Here is a 16,887-nt window from a genome sequence, read left to right as displayed (position 1 = left end):
ACCCTGACTTCTGGAGCAGCCCATGGTTGATCCCACCGCGCCGCCGCCACCGGCGGCCACCCGGACGGTCCTCGACCTGCTCGCCGACCGGATCGCCGTGACCCCGCAGGCCACGGCGGTCGAGCGCGGGCCCACCCGGTGGAGCTACGCCGAACTCGGCTCGCGGGTCGACGCGTACGCCGGGGGTCTGCTCGCCCGGGGCGTGCAGCCCGGCGACGTGGTCGGCATCGACGGCCGGCGTGACCCGGAGACCGTGGTGACGATCCTGGCCGTGCTGGCCGCCGGCGCGGTGGCGCTGCCGCTCGACCCGGGCCAGAGCGCACTGCGGCGGCAGTCGCTGCTCGACGAGGCCGGCGCGAAGACCCTCGTCACGCCGCCGCCACCGCCGGCCGCCGGGGGCGCGCCGCTCGCGCCGGGCGCCGACGATCCGGCGTACGTCTTCTTCACGTCGGGCACGACCGGCCGCCCGAAGGGCATCCTCGGGCGGCACGGCTCGCTGGCGCACTTCGTGTCCTGGGAGCAGCGGACGCTCGACTTCGGGCCGCAGGACCGGGTCGCCCAGGTCGCCGCGCTCTGCTTCGACGCCGTGCTCAAGGACGTGCTGCCCGTGCTGCTCGGCGGTGGGACGCTGTGTCTGCCGCCGGTCGACACGCCGTTCGCGCACCCGGACGTCGTCGTCAACTGGCTCGCCGACGAGCGGATCACCGTGGCGCAGACCGTGCCGAGTGTGCTCGGCGCCTGGTTGGACGCCGTGGCCGCCGGCGACTCGGTGCCGGACCTGTCGGCGCTGCGCCTGGTCTGCCTCGCCGGCGAACCACTCCAGGCGGCGCTGGTGCGCCGGTTCCGCACTGTCTTCCCCACCTTCACCGGCCGGATCGTCAACCTGTACGGGGTGACCGAGGCGACGGTGCTCCAGTCCTGGTACGAGGTGCCGGCCGACCCCGGGGACGGCATCCAGCCGGTGGGCCACGCCATCGACGACGTCCAGTTGTTGGTGGTCGGCCCGGACGGCAGGCAGTGTGGCAGCGGGGAGACCGGCGAGGTGGTGATCCGCAGCCCGCACCTGACCGCCGGGTACCTGCACGGCGAGCCGACGTTCATGCCGAACCCGTTCCGCGACGACCCCGGCGACCTGGTGTACCGCACCGGCGACCTGGGACGGCTGGCGCCGGACGGCACGCTGTCGATCGTCGGCCGCCTCGACGACCAGGTCAAAATCAACGGGGTACGGGTGCAGCCCGCGGAGGTCGCGGCGGCGCTCTCGGCGCACCCCGACGTGGCCGCCGCGGTGGTGGTGGCGCGCGACGGCGCGCTGGTCGGCTACGTCGTGCCGGCGCCCGGGGTCACCCCCGCGCACGCCGACCTGCGCGGCCATCTCGCGGAGCGGCTGTCGTCGGCCGCCGTGCCGGCGCGGTTCGTGGAGCTGGACGGGTTCCCACTCGGCGAGAACGGCAAGGTGGACCGCGCCGCCCTGCCGGAGCCGCCCGACGTCACGGCGGGCGACGACGGCCCGCTCTCCGGCACCGAGCAGCGGGTCGCCACGATCTGGACCGAGGTGCTCGGCGTGCCGGTGGCAGGGCGCGACCAGGACTTCTTCGACCTGGGCGGCCAGTCGCTCACCATGTTCCAGGTCATCGCGCGACTGAGCGCCGAGTTCGACGCCGAGGTGAGCATGCGCCAGTTCTTCGAGCACAGCACGCTCGTGGAGCTGAGCACGCTGGTCGACCGGGAGGCCGGCCGTGGCTGACTTCGCCAGCTACCACGTGCTCGGCAACGACTACCTCGTCGTGGACCGGGCGGACTTCCCGCGTACCGCCGACGCCGCCCGGCTGGTCTGCGACCGGCGCCGGGGCGTCGGCGCGGACGGGGTGCTGCTGCCCACCTGGGTCGACGGCGTGCCGGCTGTACGGATCTTCAACGCCGACGGCAGCGAGTGCGGTCGCAGCGGCAACGGTCTGATCATCCTGGCCCGGCACCTGCGGGAGGCCGGGGTCGTGCCGTCCGGCCACCTCACCGTGCGCACCGCCACCGGTCCCGCCGACGTCTGGATAGGCGACGACCTGTCGGTCCAGGTCTCCCTCGGCCCGTTCCGGGCCCGGGACCCACAGCGGTTGGACGTCGACGCGACGGTGGTCGACGTGACCACAGTGGATATCGGCACGCCGCACTGTGTCGCCTTCGGGTCGCCGTCGGCGGCCCGACGGCTCGGTCCGCTGCTCGTCGCGTACCCCGGCTTCGAGCAGCGCCACAACGTGGAGTTCGTGGCCGTCCCGGGCCGGGACACGCTCGACGCGGAGGTCTGGGAGCGCGGCGCCGGGTACACGCCCGCGTCCGGGGCCGGCGCCGCCGCGGCGGCCGTCGCCGCCCGGGTGCGCGGGCTGGTGGACCCGGTCGTCTCGGTGCGGATGCCCGGCGGCACGGTGCGGGTGGAGGTCGCCGACGAGGTGCGGCTGACCGGCCGGGCCAGCGCGACAGCCGTCGGCCAGCTCGCCGCCGACCTGCTCGCCGACCTCGGTGTGGCCCGACATGCGTGAGGTGCCGCCGGACCTGACGGCCATCGACCTCACCGACCCGGCCACCTTCATCGAGTACGACCAGTACGCGATGTGGCGACGGTTCCGCGCCGAGCGGCCGGTGCACCGGCATCCCGGCGACCCGGGCTTCTGGGTGCTCACCCGCTACGCGGACGTCAAGCGGGTCTACCGGGACGACACGAACTTCACCTCGGAGCGGGGCAACGTCCTCCAGACGCTGCTCGCCGGTCAGGACACCGGCGCGGGTCAGATGCTCGTGGTCACCGACGGCCCCCGGCACACGGCGATCCGCAAGCTCATCCTGGAGTCGTTCTCACCGCGGGCGCTGCGCCCGGTGCTGGACCGGCTCGCCGAGCGGACGGCCTCGTTGCTGGACGAGCTGATCGACGCGGGGACCGTCGACTTCGCGGAGCGCTTCGCCGACCGGGTGCCGATCGCGACGATCTGCGACCTGCTCGGCGTGCCGCCGTCCGACCACGCGCTGCTGCTGGACCTGAACAAGAAGGCGCTCAGCTCGACCGACGACGGCGACTTCGCGAACGCGTCGTACGACGCCCGGATCAGCATCCTGTACTACTTCGCCGCGCTCGCCCAGGACCGCCGTGAGGAGCCCCGGGACGATGTGATCAGCGCGCTGGCCAACACGCCCGTCGACGGGACGCTGCTCACCGAGCAGGAGGTGGCCCTCAACAGTTACAGCCTCATCCTGGGCGGCGACGAGACCAGCCGGCTGTCGATGATCGGCGCGGTCGAGGCGTTCCACGACTTCCCGGACCAGTGGCGCGCGCTGCGCGAGGGCGCCGCGAGCGTGGCCTCGGCGACCGAGGAGATCCTGCGCTTCACCTCGCCGGCCATGGCGTTCGGGCGGCGCGCGCTCGCCGACGTCACGATCGGCGGCGAGCGGATCGCGGCGGGATCGATAGTGACGGTCTGGAACAACGCCGCCAACCGCGACGAGGCCGTCTTCCCGGAGCCCGAGCGCTTCCTGATCGGGCGTACGCCCAACCGGCACCTCTCGCTCGGCTACGGGCCGCACTTCTGCCTGGGGGCCTTCCTGGCCCGGGCCGAACTCGGCGCCATGCTCGACGTGTTGCGCGCCAACGTCTCGGCCATCGAGTCCTGCGGGCCGGCGAGGCCCATCTACTCGAACGCGCTGACCGGCAGCTCGTCGCTGCCGGTCAGCCTGGTGCGCTGACGGCGTTTTTCTCAGTGGGCGGCGGGCCCGGAGCCGATCGGCTCCGGGCCCGGCTCGGTCAGGGACTGGTGCAGGTGACGTTGCTGGGTGCGGTCGCGCCGTTGCCGGTCGCGGTGAACCCGAAGGTTGTCGACGCGTTCGGGGCGACCGCGCCGTTGTAGGCGGCGTTGCGGACGGTGACGCTACCGCTCGTGCCGGTGTTGACGCCGCTCCAGAGGCTGCTGATGGCCTGGCCGCCGGCCAGGGTCAGGCCCACGGTCCAGCCGTTGAGCGCCGTGCTGGTGTTGTTGGCCACCGTCACCTCGGCCTGGAAGCCGCCGGGCCAGGTGTTGACCGTCCGGTAGGTGGCGACGCAGGTGCCCGGCTGGCCGGTCGGCGGGTCGGTGGGCGGGTCGGTGGGCGGGTCGGTCGGCGGGTCCGTGGGCGGGTCGGTCGGGGTCGTCGACGCGAACTGGCTGAAGAACCGCCAGATCTCACCCGAGGTCCACGTCCGCGAGTCGTTGGGGCTGCCCGACCCGTCGACCGGGCTGGGGGTGTGGTCACCGTCGAACGCCGCCCACTGGACCGGGTAACCGGCGCGGCACCCCGAGTAGGCGGTGGTGATGTGGGTGAGGCTGCCCCGGCTCGGTTCGCGCGGGCTCTGCGCGGTGCACCCGTTGTTGCGGACGAACGTGTCGCGCAGTTGTCGCCCCTGGGAGATGTTCAGCACGCTGTCGAAGGTGCCGTGGATGCCGAAGTACGCCACCGGCTGGGTGCCGCCGTTGCATCCGCTGAGGTTGGCGCCGGAGATGACGGTGACCGCGCGGATGATGGTGGGCCGGGCACAGGCGACCGCGTAGCTCATCGCCCCGCCGTAGCTCCAGCCCAGGGCGAACCGCTGGGACGTGTCCACGCAGAGGTCGTTCTCGATCTGCTGGCGGATGTCGTCGAAGAGGGTCAGGTCCCGGCCGTTGGTGTTGGCCCAGCCGGCGTTGAGGCCCTGCGGCGCGACGAAGATGGCGCTGTTGTTCGACAGCGGCTGCAATCCGTAGTAGCCGGCCGAGGTGACGTTGTTGGCCGAGCCGTTCAACCAGTGGAAGCCGAAGATCAGTCGGTACGGCCGGTTGCGGTCGTACCCGTCCGGGACCCGGAGGTTGTAGGTGCGGCTCTGCCCGCTGCTCTGGATCGTGCGCGTCCCGCTGGTGAGCGTGGGGGCCTTGCCACAGCCGGCGGTCGCCGCGAGGGTGCCGATGGGGGCGGCCGCCGCTGTCGCGCCGAAGCCGCCGCTCAACGCGCCGCCGGTGGTGGCCGCGAGGAGAAGCGCCGCGGCCGCGAGGGATGGGAGGAGATAGCTGCGTCTCAGCATTGGGTGGGCTCCTTGCCGTAGGGCTGTGTCGGCCGGCGACCGGTTGTGGTCGCCGGGCATCGACGGGGTGCCCGGACGGATCACCGACCTGGGGAACGGCGGGAGCGGGCGTGCGGCGGCACGTCTTCGCCGACTGGTCGCTGTGACCGGGAGCGTGCCCTGCGCTCCCGGCTGAAAGATAGCATGTTATCGATAACAGGCCGAGTCGTCCGGGCCCACGGAGGTCACGTTCCGAGCGGTCGGGCGGCCCATTCGGCGGCCACCCGCCGCGGGTCACCGGTCCGGAAGAGCGGCGGCTCGTGCAGCAGGAAATCCCGGTGGCTGATGTTCCAGGCGTACGCCCCGGCCATCTCGAAGAGCAGCACGTCGCCCACGCCGACCGGCCCGGCGGTGGCGGATCGGGACAGCACGTCCTTCGGAGTGCAGAGCTGACCGACGACGGTGACCGGCCCACCGTCGGTGCGGGGGCCGGTGGCGCCCGCCCGTCGGTCCACGGTGAACGGTTGCGCGTGCCCCTTCGCCGCCGGGGTCCGCAGGTGGTGGGTGCCGCCGGCGACCACGGCGAACCACTCGCCGTGGGAGCGCTTCACGTCGATCACCTCGGTGAGGTACGCACCACAGTAGACGGTGATCGACCGGCCCGGCTCGACGCGCAGCCGCACTCCCGGGTACGTGTCGAGGAGATCCGCCAGCGCCCGGCCGTAACCCGCCCAGTCGAACCGGGCCGCCGGGTCGGTGTAGTCGACGCCCATGCCACCGCCGACGTCGACCTCTGCGGCGCCGACCTCGGTGACCGCCCACCGGACCACGGCGGCGGCGACGGTGGCGGCGTGCGGCGCGTCCAACCCGCTGGCCAGGTGGGCGTGGACGCCGCGGACGTCGATCCCGGCCGGCGGGCGACGGGCGGCGGCGATCGCGTCGGCCGGGTCCATCCCGAAAGGGCTGGGTCCACCGCCCATGACCAGGCTCGCGCCCGGCACGTCGACGGGCAGGTTCACCCGCAGCAGCACCGGCGCCGACCGGCCGGCGGCGCTTGCCAGCGCGCCGAGCCGGGCCAGCTCGGCGGGCGACTCCACGTGGACGCGACCCACCCCGGCGGCGAGGGCGGCGGCCAGGTCCGCGTCGGTCTTGCCCGGCCCGGCGTACGCGGCCGGCGGCCGTCCCGGCAGCACCTCGGCCAGCCGGCGCAGCTCCCCCAGGCTCGCCGCCTCGAACCCGTCGACCACCGGGGCGAGGGTCCGCAGCACACCGGGGTCCGGGTTGGCCTTCACCGCGTACAGCAGCTCGACCGGTGGGGGCAGCGCCGCCCGGACGGCCGTGGCGTGCGCGGCCAGCGCGTCGAGGTCGTGGACGTAGACGGGTCGGGTCACCGCGGGCCACCCATCGGGTTGGGCACCGGCACGAAGGGCGCGGCCCGATCCGCGTCGCGCCGCCAGCGGACCAGCAGGTTCGCCTTGGCCACCAGCGGCCCGCCACGCACCAGCGCGCGCAACTCGGGCGGGTCGTCGAGGTCGGCGGCCACGGCCTCGACGACCTCCCGCGCCTCCTGCCACAGCCGTCGTTCGATGCCGGGGTGCGCGTCGGCGAGGGCGCCGCTGATCGCGGCGAGGTGGTTGACGAACAGGCAGTAGACCACCCGGTGGCGGGCGGCCCGGGGGTCGTAGCGGACCTGCTCCGGAACGCCCTCCGGCCAGACCGTCCACCGGTCGGCGGCCAGCTTCACACCCTCCAGGTCGCGCAGCAGCATGCGGACCGGATGCCGGTCGCCGTCGAGGACGACGATCACGTTCTGGAGGTGCGCCTCGTGCACGACGCCGTGGCGCAGCCAGCAGCGCAGCACCGCCGGCGCCAGCAGCCCGACGTACGCCCGCCACCAGCCGACCGGGTCGGGTGTCACCAGGGGCGCCGCGGCCAGCGCCGCCGCCAGCAACGGGGTGTCGCCGGGGCGCAGATGCGGGCGCAGCCCGGTGCGCAGGATCGTCCCGTACGCCTCGTCCGGCCCCGGGGCGTCGACGGTGCGGTAGGCGGGCTCGGTGAGCAGTCCCACCCCGTCCGGCAGCGGCACCCCGGCCAGCAGGTCGGTCAGCGCCACCGCGCCGGTCAGCTCGTAACGGGCGTTCTTGCGCAGGCAGTTGGTGATCCGCACGTGCAGGCTGGTCTTGACGAAGAGGTCGGCGGCGGGAGCGTAGAGGGTCCGCACGCTCGCGGTCGGTCGCACCGGCACCCCGCCCTCCCCCAGGTCACGCAGCCGCCGGTCGGCCGGCGGGAGCATCGACAGCTGCCAGGGGTGCACGGGCAGGACGCGGTGCCCGCGCGGAGGCCGGGGCGCGTCGAGGGCGGCCACCAGCGCGTCGAACGGCCCGGCGTCCACGGCGAGCTCGTCCGGTACGGCGAGCCAGCGCAGCCGGAACGACGTCCGCAGCTCCGGCGCGTACGCCCGCCAGCTCGCCGGGTCACCGCTGCGCCACTTCGGGGTGGGGTGGTGTGGATGGCCCAGGACGAGTGACTGCTCGGAGTCGACGTACGCGTCGATGGCGGGATCGCCGGTGGCCGCGGCATCCTCCGCCGGCCGGTCGGCCAGCAGCCGGGCGACGGTGTCGCGGCTGGCCTGGACCTGCTCGACGAACTCGTCGTTCGGCACGCCGGTGCTGGCGGCGAGCTCCGCGGCGACCAGATCGGCGAGGGCGTCCACGTCCAGGTCCGCCCAGCGTCCGCCGCGCGTCGACCGCTGCACGGGGCCGGCGTAACGGTGCGCGCCGAGCGGCGAGGCCCGGGTGACCGCGCAGCGCAGGACGACGTCCAGGTGCGGCAACGGCAGGCGTACCGCGCCGTCGACCACCGTCGCGACGTCCTCGGTCGGTGCCAGCTCGCGCAGCAGGCAACCGAACACGGCGTGGGCGGCGGCCAGGTCGGCGAGCTGGTCGGTGGCCGGCCGTGGCCGCAACCGCAGGCTCGTCATCGTGTCTCCCGCAGGTAGTTCGGGCCGGTACGCCGGTAGTACTTGTTGATGTCCGCGCAGCCCAACCGCTGCTTGGGCAGCAGGGTGCCGGCGGTCAGCATCGCCTTGACGGGCAGGTGTTCAGCCGCCAGCACCCGCTCGGTGAACAGCCGTACCCCGGACGCGTCGCCCCACCGGTCGCGGGCGGCGACGAGCCGGGGGGTGAGCGCCTCGGCGGGGGACGGCACGGGCAGACCTCGGGCGGCCAGCGCGACCAGGGGCGCGGCTGCGGCCAGGTGCAGGGTGATGGTGACGAACACGTCGGCCAGCTCCCCCGGGTCGCTCGTCCACATCCGGTCGTCGTCCAGGACGAGCCCGTCCGGGCCGCCGTGCCGGGGGTCGAGGCGGGCGCCGTCGTCGTCCTTGTAGAGCAGGCCGACCTCGCCGTCCGGGCGCACCAGCAGGTGGATGTTCTGCGGGTGCGCCTCCAGGGCGATCCCGTGCCGGAGCCAGAGGAAGACGTGCCAGTCGAGCAGCAGGTCCAGATAGGACCCGAGCAGCGCCAGCGGCCGGTGCGGGCTGATCCGTTCGAGGACCGTGCGGGCCGCCGGGTCGGCGGCGGCGAGTGCGGCGACCGGCACCACGTGGGAGCCGGCCAGGTCGGCCGGGTACCGCCGGAGCAGCACGCTGCGTCGCTCGTCGCCGTCGACGTGCGCCCAGGTGCTCTCGTCGGCGTGCCGGACCCGGCCGGCGAAGGCGGGTTCCGCGGCGGCGATCCGGTCGAGCAGCGCGGCCACCGCCGCGCCGTCGGCCAACGAGCCGGGTCGCAGCGTGCGCCGGTTGCGGACGCCGAGGCTCGCGGTGGGCAGCGGCAGCTTGAGATGCAGGTACGGGTCGTCGTCGAGTGCCACCGTCCGCATGGAGAGGGTGGGGCGTACCGGCGTCGCCGGCAGGTCCGTCACCGGCAGCCCGTCACGGGCCACGGTGAGCGGATGCGCCGGCAGCAGCACCTGGTCGGGGCGCGCAGCGGTCGGCCACCACGACGGGAACGCACCGGCGAGCCGGACGTCCCGGGCCGGCGCGGCGTACCACCGCAGCGCGAAGCGGGGCGCGTGCTCCGGGGCGTACCGGAGCAGGTCGTCGTCGCGCAGGCCGTGCCGGCACCGGTCGGTGGGGTAGACCGGGTGGCCCTGGTGGGCGGCGAGAACGTCGTCCAGGACCGCCGCCGGCAGGCCCGTCGGGGTGTGTGCGCGGCCGGCGGCCACCGCGCGGAACGCGCGTGACCGGTGCCGGACGGTGAGCCGCCGGGCGCGCAGGTCGGCACGACACTCCGCGCCGAAGGCCCGCCAGCCGGCCTCGGCCTCGGCGTCGTCGCGGGGAGCGAGCAGCGCCAACAGGCCGTCGAGGGTGTCCGTCCGGTGGGTGCCGCCGTCGCCGACCACCAGCACCAGCGGCGCCGCGCTGCGAACCGCCTGCTGGAAGCCGTCCGCGCGGACCGGGATGCGCAGCAGGCCGGCCGGGTGCGGCGCCTGCCACCAGTCGGGCCCGTCCGGCCGGCCGGTGCTCAGCAGGCCGCGATGGTCCTCGCGCAGCAGGGCGTCGAGCACCCGGGCGAAGACCTCCCGCTCGCAGTCGTCACTCACTCGACAATGGTCCACCGGAGGTCGCCGCGGAAGTCGGCCAACGACCGCCGGACGGCGCCCTCGTTCGGGCCGATCGCGTGCAGCACGGCGAGGTAGTCCCGGTTCGTACCGGTGTGCTCGGCGGTGACACCCACCTCGCGCAGCGGGCGGCAGCCCAGCCGGACACCGCCACGCACCGCGTCGACCCGGCCCGGCGCGGCGGCGAGGCGGCCGGAGCGGTCCGCGCAGACGTACTCGACGTGGGCGTACCCGTCGACGGTGGCCGGCAGGTCGAGGGCGGACAGCGGTTCGCCGAGGTGCAGCCGGATGACGTACTCGAACAACGGCACGCCGAGCAGTTCGGCGAGGATCAGATCCATCCGGTCACCGATGAGGCGGTAGTTGACCTCGATGAGCCGCACCCGACCGGCGGAGACGACGTACTCGCTGTGGCAGGCGCCGAAGCCCACCCCGAGCGCGTCGAGCCGCGCCCGCAGCTCGGCCTCCGTCGACCCGGTCGGGGGTGACCAGCACAGGTTCTCCTCGGTGAACGTCGGCGGCGGACCGAGGCCGGTGCGCCAGCCGCCGAGCGAGGCGAGCGCCGTGCCGTCGCCGAGGGTCTCGAAGGTCCGCAGCTCGCCGTCGAGATACTCCTCGACCACCAGGGCCACGTCCGGTCGCCGACCGCGGATCTCGGTGACCCGGGCGACCAGTTCGGCGTGGTCGGAGACCAGGTAGGCGTCCTCGCTGGCCACCCCGGCCCGGGGCTTGACCACCGCCGGGAAGATCCCGGCGGGCGCCTCGGGCGCGGCGCCCGGGTCGACGGTGCTCACCCGTACCCGATCGAGCCCGGCGTCGGCGATCACCCGGCGCGCCGCCGCCTTGTCCTTGCAGCGGCGCGCGGCGGCGGGGTCCTTGCCGGGCAGACCGAGCTGTCGCGCGGCGATCGCGGTGGCCTCCTGGAGGTGGTCGCTGTTGGACAGCAGCGCCACCGCCCCGGTGCACGCCGCGACCACGGCGGCCGGGTCGCGCACCGCGCACCCGGTCACCGGCGCGTCCGCCGGCCAGTCCCCGGGCCGGTCGGTCAGGACGGTGGCCGCCAGCCCCAGGGACGCCGCAGCGGGGAGGAACCCGTCCAGGACGGCGTCGGTGGGGTTGAGCGCGGTCAGGTACAGGCGCATGCCGCCTCCGGTCACCAACCGCGCTCACGCCACGGCGTCGACGGCGTGCACCGCTGGCTGCTCGGCTGCCGGGGCCGGCCGGCGCGGGAAGCGCCGCTGGTGGGCGAGGCCGAGAGCGACCCCTGCCACCACCAGCACGATGGCCGCGACCGCTACCGCCGAATAGCCGACCCGGTCGGCGGCGGCGAGACCGACGGACGCCGCCACGAACGAGCAGACCAGCCCGAACGACGACAGGACGGTGAAGTCGGTGCCCCCGGTGTCGGGGCGCGAGTAGTCCATGTTGACGGTGTAGAGCACGACGTTGGCGATCGTGTAGGCCACCATGAAACAGCAGAGCGCGGCGACCGTCGCGCCCAACGGCGCACTGCCGTTCATCAACGGCAGCAGCAGCAGCGTGGACACCGTGAGGGCGACGCCGCCGACCACGAGCACTCCGCCGCGCCCGAACCGCCCGACCCCGAGGCCGGCGACCAGACCCGCCACGATGGCCGGGGCGCTGGTCACCACGCCGGTGACGACGCCGATCCGACCCAGTGACCAGCCCGCGTCGACAAGGGCCGGCGTCACCAGGGCGTACGCCATGCCCGCGCCCACGTAGACCAGCGGCACCACACCGAACGTCCACCACCGGCAGCCGGGCTGGCCGAACACCGACAGCAGCGCCCGGTAGGCGCTGCCGATCCCGGCCACCCGATCGGTGCGCGGCGGCTCGCGGAAGCGCCACACCACCAGCAGGCCGACAGCCGTCATGGCGGCCAGCAGGCCGATCGCCGCCGCCCAGCCGAACCGGTCGTAGACCAGCACGCAGGCACCGCCGCCGAGCAGGTTGCCCAGGTAGCTCGCGGCGACCTGGATGCCGTTGCCGGTGCCCCGGGCCGAGTCGGCGAGCATCCGGACCGCCACGGCGTCCACGGCGATGTCCTGGGTGGCGGAGAAGAAGACGTACGCGGCGCAGATCGCGACGATCGGGCCCAGCGCGTCGGCCGGGTTGGCGAACGGCAGCAGCGCCAGCAGGGCGAGCACCAGGGCGCTCTGGAGCACGAGCAGCCAGGACCGGTAGTGGCCGCGGTGCCGCGAGCCGTACCGGTCGAGGAGCGGCGCCCAGAGGAACTTGACGGGCCAGATCAGACCGACGATCTGCAACAGCGCCAGGGTGTCCAGGGAGGTGCCGCCGTCGCGCAGGATGGCGGTGAGCCCGACGGTGATGAAGCCGACGCCGAGGTACTGGGTGACGTACAGCGCCGTCAGCGTGCCGAGCCGGCCCTTCATGCGGCTTTCCAGTAGCCGAGGGACGTGACCCGTTCCTTGTCGACGCCGAGCGTCCGGCGGATGTGCCGGGTGAGACCCCGGGTGGTGGCCGCCTCGCAGGCCACCCAGTAGTGGCCGGCGCCGCTGGTCGGCAGGGCGGCGCAGACCGTGTCGACGAGGTGTTGCCCCGCGTCCTGTCGGGGCACCCAGGTGACCTGGTGGTGCGCGCGGGCGCGCGGGGCGAGCGCCTTCTCGCCCTCGTGGGCGTACTCCAGCCAGACCGTCGCCGGAATGTCGGCGCCGGCGTCGAGCAGGCTGTTGACAGCGGGCAGGGACGCCGCGTCACCGATGAGATAGAGGTGTTCGGGCGCGGGGTCGGGCAACTCGAAGGCGCTGCCCTGAACTGTCGCGCCGATGGTGTCGCCGACCTGGGCCGTGGTGGCCCAGCGGGCGGCGCAGCCGTCGTGGATGGCGAACTCGAGGGTGAAGCGACCGGTCGCCGGGTCCGGGTCCACCAACGTGTACGCGCGCTGGTGCGCCCGCCCGTCGTTGTCGAACCAGAGCCGAATCCACATCGTCGGGTGCACCCCGCACGCCTCCAGCAGGCCGCCCCCGTCCATCCGGAGCCGCTGGTAGTGCCCGTCGATGGACTCGGTGCTCAACACGGTCAACCGAAAGTCCCGGCCGCCCATGGCCTTGAGGACCAGGGCCTCCCAGTTCCGTTTCACGCACCCCTCCGAGTAAGGTCATCCTTAATTAGGGGAGGGTAACCTAAGTCGCGCCCCGGATGGAACAGAGGACAGCACCCGATGACGTACCTGGAGAAGATCGCCGGTCTCGGTGACCTGTCGTTGGTGCCCGTGGACCCCGACCGGCACGCCGCGCTCCTGCACGGCTGGGTCACCCGCCCCCGCAACTCGTTCTGGGGAATGGGCGAGCACAGCGTGGACCAGGTCCGCGAGATCTACGCCTTCGTGGACAGCCTGCCGACGCACCACGCGTACCTGATCGTGCTCGACGAGGAGCCGGTCGGGCTCTTCCAGACCTACCAGCCCGAGGCGGACCCGGTCGGCGAGCGCTATCCGGTCCAGCCCGGCGACATCGGCATGCACCTGCTGCTCAGCCCGGACCGGCGCGTCGCCCGTGGCCTCACCAACGCCGTCGGCCCCGCCCTGGCCCGCTTCCTGTTCCGCGACCCGGCCGCGCAGCGGATCGTGGTGGAGCCGGACGTCCGCAACCACCTCGCCCTCCGGCGGCTGGAGATCGAGGGCTTCACCTTCGACACCGAGATCGACATGCCGGACAAGCGTGCCCAACTCGCGTTCCTGACCCGGGCCCGGTTCATCGCGCGGCACCCGACGCCGGCCTGACCGCCGCGGTCGCCGCCGTCGGCGGTGTCGCCGCCGGCGTCAACTGTTGGCGTTCCAGAAGCCGACCAGGGTCGCGGTCCACCAGCCGAGCTGGGAGACGGTGGCGGCGGCGACCCCGGGAAGCAGGGCGGACCAGGGCGGACGGCCCTGAACGGCGACGAGTTGGTCCCGGACCCGGTCGAGGAACAGCCCGTTCACACCGACCACCAGCACCGCGAGCAGCTTGACCCAGACCAGCCCGGACGACGTGTCCGGCCCCAGGGCGGCACCGCTGGCCAGCAGACCCACCAGGCCCAGCCAGATGAGCAGGTGCGCGCCGCGTGCGGCGGTCAGCACGGCGCCGAGGGGTTCCCGGCGCAGCAACCAGCGCAGACTGAACCAGTCCACCGTCAGCACCGCGCCGAAGCCCACCACGAGACAGGTCAGGTGGCAGAACAGGGCGACCATCCGCCAACCCGGCGAGAGGGTGACGTGCCCGGCGGCGAGGATCGCCACCAGCCACCCGGCACCGACCGCGATGACCGACGAGGTGCTCACCACGCGCTCCGTGGCACGGCGGTGGCGACCACGCCAGCTCGCCGCAGGCGAGTCGGCGACCGCCCGTCGTGCCGTCCGGGTGGTGCCGGTCGAGTCGGCACGGTGCGCGGCACGCGCCGCCCGGACCGGGGCGCGGACGTCGGCGTACGGCATGCTCACCTGGCCGGTGCGGCCTTGGCCGTCGCCGGCCGGCTGTCCAGGCTCGCCAGCTCGGCGGCCCGCGCCTGTTCGATCCGGCCGGCGAGCGCCTTCAGCTCCGGGCTCCCACCGGCGTTCCGCTCGCCCCGGCACAGCACCACCGTCTGCGCGAGATGCGCCCGGATCAGGGCCGTCGCCCGGGACGGCACCTCGGCGTCCGGCGCGTCCCGCACCTGCGCGAGACCGACGTCGGTGACCATGCCGGGCATCTGGTGACCCTCGTGGATGTTCGACTCCGGGACGTTGCCGGCGGCCAGCAACCCGCGCAGATCCCGCAGCTCCGCCTGGTGGGCCTCGCGAATCTCACCGAGCAGGTCCCGCAGGGACGGGTCGGTGCCCGCCGGCCGGGTGTCGAGATGGTCGATGAGCGCCAGCGCGCCCTCGTTCATCGGGATCAGAAGCTGGATGAACGCGTCGTCGGTGCCGTTGAGCACCACCGACGCGGTCGGTGTCACCGCGCGCGGCGCCGGAGCGGTCGCCGCTCGCTGGTCGTCGCGGCCCCAGCTCTGCCCGAGGGCGACGGCCAGCGCCGTCACGACCAGGGTCGCGACCACACCGACGATCCGTGCGGACCGACGCTCGCCGACTCGTCCGCCCCCGCTCAACGGGCGGCCTGGAAGGCGCGGCCGACCAGCGTCGCCTCGGTGCCGTCGCTGAACAACCCGGACCGGTCCTTGTCGGTGGCGGGTAGACCGAACCAGGCGTAGCGCTGCACGTAGGACAGTTGGCCGAGCATGGCGGTGGACGCGGTGAGGAACGCCGCCTGCTGCTGCTGGCTCGGGAAGTGCGCACCGGCGGCGTCGAAACGGATCAGCGCGAACTCGGTCAGCCAGATCGGCTTGCGGTACCGCTCGTAGACGGCCTGGAGATACCGGCGGAGCTGGTCGACAGCCGGGCCGGTGGTGAAGTCCGCCCCGAACCAGTGCAGCGTGATGAAGTCCACCCGGTGGCCACGTGCCTGCGCGCCGGTCATGAACCGGTCCAGCCACCCCTGCGGGTCCGGGGCACCCCAGGCCACCGCCGGGCTGCCCAGTTTGCTGCCGGTCGCCATCAATCGCGGCCACAGGTCCAGCGCCTGCTCGACCGTCATGTTCGCCTGCTCGGGCATGTCCGGCTCGTTGAAGGTGAGCAGGTAGGGCCCGGCCGCCTCGGCCCGCGCCAGTTCGCCGGCGGTGACGTTCGCCGCGCTGCGGATCATCGGTACGAACGTCGTGCCCCGCGGAGTGGTGATCCCCGGGTGTTCGGTGCCCCAGGTGTAGTACCAACCGGCCCGGGAGTTCGCCAGCGCCTGGCTCGCCCCGGCGAAGTTCCACACACCGACGCCCTTGCGCGGTGAGCTGGCCACCGGGGCGAGGGGAGCCTTCGACGACGGCCGGGCGCTCGGCGACGGCGCGACGCTGGGCACGGCGACGGCGGTGGGCGACGCGGGGGGTGGAGCTGCCCAGGAGGGCGCCGACGGCTCGTCCGGCTGGACCACCACCGCCATGGTGATGGCCAGGACGGCGGCGGCCACCCCGGCGGCGAGGGTCGGCACGAGGCCACGGGGCCGATTCACCGCGAGGTCGACGGCGCTCGGGCCGCCGCCGGGGTCGGCCGGCGGAGTCGGTCCGGCGCCGTGCCCGACGGTGGGACTCGATGGGCCGACGACCTGGGCGGCGGCGGTGGGAGCGGCCGTGCCCGGGAGGTGGGCGTCGAGGCCCGCCGGCAGCGGCAGCAGCGGCAGACCGGCGAGCAGCCGATCGATCGGTACGAGCGTCGTGCCGAGCCGACCGCAGAAGGCGCAGTCGCGGACGTGTCGGGCCAACCTCTTACGCCACAGCGGGCTGGGAACGCCGTCCCACTCAGCGATGACCCCGCGCAGGTCGGGACAGCCGGGGCGGGCCCGCAGCGCGCGTACGACGCCTCGGGCGCTCTGGATCTGCTCCTTCATCCGGTGGACCCGCACGGCGACGTGACCGGGCGACAGCCCGAGCGCGTCGGCGACCTCGTTACGGGTTATCTCCCCGGTCTCCTCAAGCCACCACAGCGACAGCAGCTCCTGGTCGTCCTGGTCGAGCCAGCGGGTCGCCTCGGCCACCTCGCGTCGCTGGTCGGTGAGACCGAGCCGGAGGATGGTCATCCCCGCGAAGTCGGCGGCCGGGTCGGGCACGTTGTTGATCGCGTCCAGCCCGGCGTCGCGGTTGAGCGCCACACGTCGACGGGTCTCCCAGTCCCGCACCTGACGGATGGTGATCGCCACCAGCCAGGAGCGGTACGCCGCCGGGTCGTTGAGGGCGGGCAGGTAGCGGATCACCCGTACCAACGTCTCCTGGACCACGTCGTCGACGTCGGCGTGACCGCGCAGCGCACGCCCGACGATGTTGTAGACCAGGGGTAGTGACGCCGCGACGACGTCGTCGAGGGCGCGCTGGTCGCCCTGTCGGGCCGCGACGACCAACCCGGTATCGGGTAGTGCCCGACCGGCTGACGACATGGGTGTCACTCCTCGTGTGCGGGTCCGGGGCGCCCGCGCTGAGCGCCCTCACGATCGGAGACTGCGGGCGGCGGACCCGATTACACAATTTCCGCCCCGCCAACCACACGCGGCGCACACCTGCGGAGCCTCATACTTTCGGCTAGTAATTGATCCGCCGTTCAGGTAACGTCGGAGCGGCAAGTGAACGACATGACGCGGTGGCGAGGCCCGTGTTCGTGGCCCGCGACAGCGCACTCCGCC

The 16,887-nt window shown here is 73.8% G+C and carries 14 protein-coding genes; 4 read left to right on the top strand and 10 right to left on the bottom strand.

Annotated elements, in window-relative coordinates; translation table 11 throughout:
- Positions 1-22: 22 nt before the first annotated feature.
- The 3 genes from O7634_RS12350 to O7634_RS12340 are packed head-to-tail and all read left to right on the top strand — an operon-like array spanning position 23 to position 3,729.
- Positions 23-1,747 (top strand): non-ribosomal peptide synthetase, encoded by a 1,725-nt coding sequence (locus O7634_RS12350; protein ID WP_278150278.1) that lies wholly within the window; start codon positions 23-25, stop codon positions 1,745-1,747.
- Entirely contained in the window at positions 1,740-2,534 is a 795-nt protein-coding gene (gene dapF / locus O7634_RS12345) for a diaminopimelate epimerase (RefSeq protein ID WP_278150277.1), read from the top strand. The genes O7634_RS12350 and dapF overlap by 8 nt, the downstream gene beginning before the upstream one ends.
- Positions 2,527-3,729: a cytochrome P450 gene (locus tag O7634_RS12340; protein WP_278150276.1), complete on the top strand. Its 1,203-nt coding sequence runs from the start codon at positions 2,527-2,529 to the stop codon at positions 3,727-3,729. The genes dapF and O7634_RS12340 overlap by 8 nt, the downstream gene beginning before the upstream one ends.
- Positions 3,730-3,787: 58 nt before the next feature.
- Here O7634_RS12340 and O7634_RS12335 read toward each other — a convergent pair whose 3' ends face one another.
- From O7634_RS12335 to O7634_RS12305, 7 genes are all read right to left on the bottom strand, one after another.
- Positions 3,788-5,074 carry a cellulose binding domain-containing protein gene (locus O7634_RS12335; RefSeq protein WP_278150275.1) on the bottom strand — a complete coding sequence of 429 codons (1,287 nt, stop codon included), beginning with the start codon at positions 5,072-5,074 and terminating at the stop codon, positions 3,788-3,790.
- A 224-nt stretch (positions 5,075-5,298) separates the two neighbouring features.
- Positions 5,299-6,444 carry an alanine racemase gene (locus O7634_RS12330; RefSeq protein ID WP_278150274.1) on the bottom strand — a complete coding sequence of 382 codons (1,146 nt, stop codon included), beginning with the start codon at positions 6,442-6,444 and terminating at the stop codon, positions 5,299-5,301.
- On the bottom strand, positions 6,441-8,033 hold the full coding sequence (locus O7634_RS12325; RefSeq protein ID WP_278150273.1) for an IucA/IucC family protein: 1,593 nt from the start codon (positions 8,031-8,033) through the stop codon (positions 6,441-6,443). Before O7634_RS12325 ends, O7634_RS12330 begins: the two co-directional genes overlap by 4 nt.
- Positions 8,030-9,655, bottom strand: coding sequence for an IucA/IucC family siderophore biosynthesis protein (locus O7634_RS12320; protein WP_278150272.1), 1,626 nt, complete (start codon positions 9,653-9,655; stop codon positions 8,030-8,032). Before O7634_RS12320 ends, O7634_RS12325 begins: the two co-directional genes overlap by 4 nt.
- Positions 9,652-10,815 (bottom strand): siderophore biosynthesis protein, encoded by a 1,164-nt coding sequence (locus tag O7634_RS12315; RefSeq protein WP_278150271.1) that lies wholly within the window; start codon positions 10,813-10,815, stop codon positions 9,652-9,654. The genes O7634_RS12320 and O7634_RS12315 overlap by 4 nt, the downstream gene beginning before the upstream one ends.
- 24 nt (positions 10,816-10,839) lie before the next feature.
- Entirely contained in the window at positions 10,840-12,087 is a 1,248-nt protein-coding gene (locus O7634_RS12310) for an MFS transporter (protein WP_278150270.1), read from the bottom strand.
- A complete protein-coding gene (locus tag O7634_RS12305) occupies positions 12,084-12,794 on the bottom strand; it encodes a siderophore-interacting protein (protein ID WP_278150269.1) in 711 nt (236 codons plus the stop codon). Before O7634_RS12305 ends, O7634_RS12310 begins: the two co-directional genes overlap by 4 nt.
- An 81-nt stretch (positions 12,795-12,875) precedes the next feature.
- Here O7634_RS12305 and O7634_RS12300 point away from each other — a divergent pair, with 81 nt between their 5' ends.
- The gene (locus tag O7634_RS12300) at positions 12,876-13,436 is read left to right on the top strand and encodes a GNAT family N-acetyltransferase (protein ID WP_278150268.1); all 561 of its coding nucleotides are present in this window, start codon (positions 12,876-12,878) and stop codon (positions 13,434-13,436) included.
- Positions 13,437-13,475: 39 nt separating this feature from the next.
- Here O7634_RS12300 and O7634_RS12295 read toward each other — a convergent pair whose 3' ends face one another.
- Genes O7634_RS12295 through O7634_RS12285 form a run of 3 tightly spaced genes read right to left on the bottom strand, consistent with a single transcriptional unit; the run spans position 13,476 to position 16,644 of the window.
- Positions 13,476-14,132 (bottom strand): hypothetical protein, encoded by a 657-nt coding sequence (locus tag O7634_RS12295; protein ID WP_278150267.1) that lies wholly within the window; start codon positions 14,130-14,132, stop codon positions 13,476-13,478.
- Positions 14,129-14,725, bottom strand: a complete 597-nt coding sequence (locus O7634_RS12290) for a DUF305 domain-containing protein (protein WP_278150266.1) — start codon at positions 14,723-14,725, stop codon at positions 14,129-14,131. The genes O7634_RS12295 and O7634_RS12290 overlap by 4 nt, the downstream gene beginning before the upstream one ends.
- Before the next feature lie 47 nt (positions 14,726-14,772).
- Positions 14,773-16,644: a sigma-70 family RNA polymerase sigma factor gene (locus O7634_RS12285; RefSeq protein WP_278150265.1), complete on the bottom strand. Its 1,872-nt coding sequence runs from the start codon at positions 16,642-16,644 to the stop codon at positions 14,773-14,775.
- Positions 16,645-16,887 lie beyond the last annotated feature (243 nt).

The sequence above is a fragment of the Micromonospora sp. WMMD1120 genome (assembly GCF_029626235.1).
GTDB lineage: Bacteria > Actinomycetota > Actinomycetes > Mycobacteriales > Micromonosporaceae > Micromonospora.
The sequence above is the reverse complement of the archived record's forward strand: the minus strand, read 5'-3'. Positions and strand labels throughout refer to the sequence as shown.

Excerpts from the sequence above, each read along its gene's own strand:
- O7634_RS12350 (WP_278150278.1), top strand. The coding sequence starts at position 23 with ATGGTTGATCCCACCGCGCCGCCGCCACCGGCGGCCACCCGGACGGTC.
- O7634_RS12340 (WP_278150276.1), top strand. The coding sequence starts at position 2,527 with ATGCGTGAGGTGCCGCCGGACCTGACGGCCATCGACCTCACCGACCCG.
- O7634_RS12335 (WP_278150275.1), bottom strand. The coding sequence starts at position 5,074 with ATGCTGAGACGCAGCTATCTCCTCCCATCCCTCGCGGCCGCGGCGCTT.
- O7634_RS12325 (WP_278150273.1), bottom strand. The coding sequence starts at position 8,033 with ATGACGAGCCTGCGGTTGCGGCCACGGCCGGCCACCGACCAGCTCGCC.
- O7634_RS12315 (WP_278150271.1), bottom strand. The coding sequence starts at position 10,815 with ATGCGCCTGTACCTGACCGCGCTCAACCCCACCGACGCCGTCCTGGAC.
- O7634_RS12310 (WP_278150270.1), bottom strand. The coding sequence starts at position 12,087 with ATGAAGGGCCGGCTCGGCACGCTGACGGCGCTGTACGTCACCCAGTAC.
- O7634_RS12300 (WP_278150268.1), top strand. The coding sequence starts at position 12,876 with ATGACGTACCTGGAGAAGATCGCCGGTCTCGGTGACCTGTCGTTGGTG.
- O7634_RS12285 (WP_278150265.1), bottom strand. The coding sequence starts at position 16,644 with ATGTCGTCAGCCGGTCGGGCACTACCCGATACCGGGTTGGTCGTCGCG.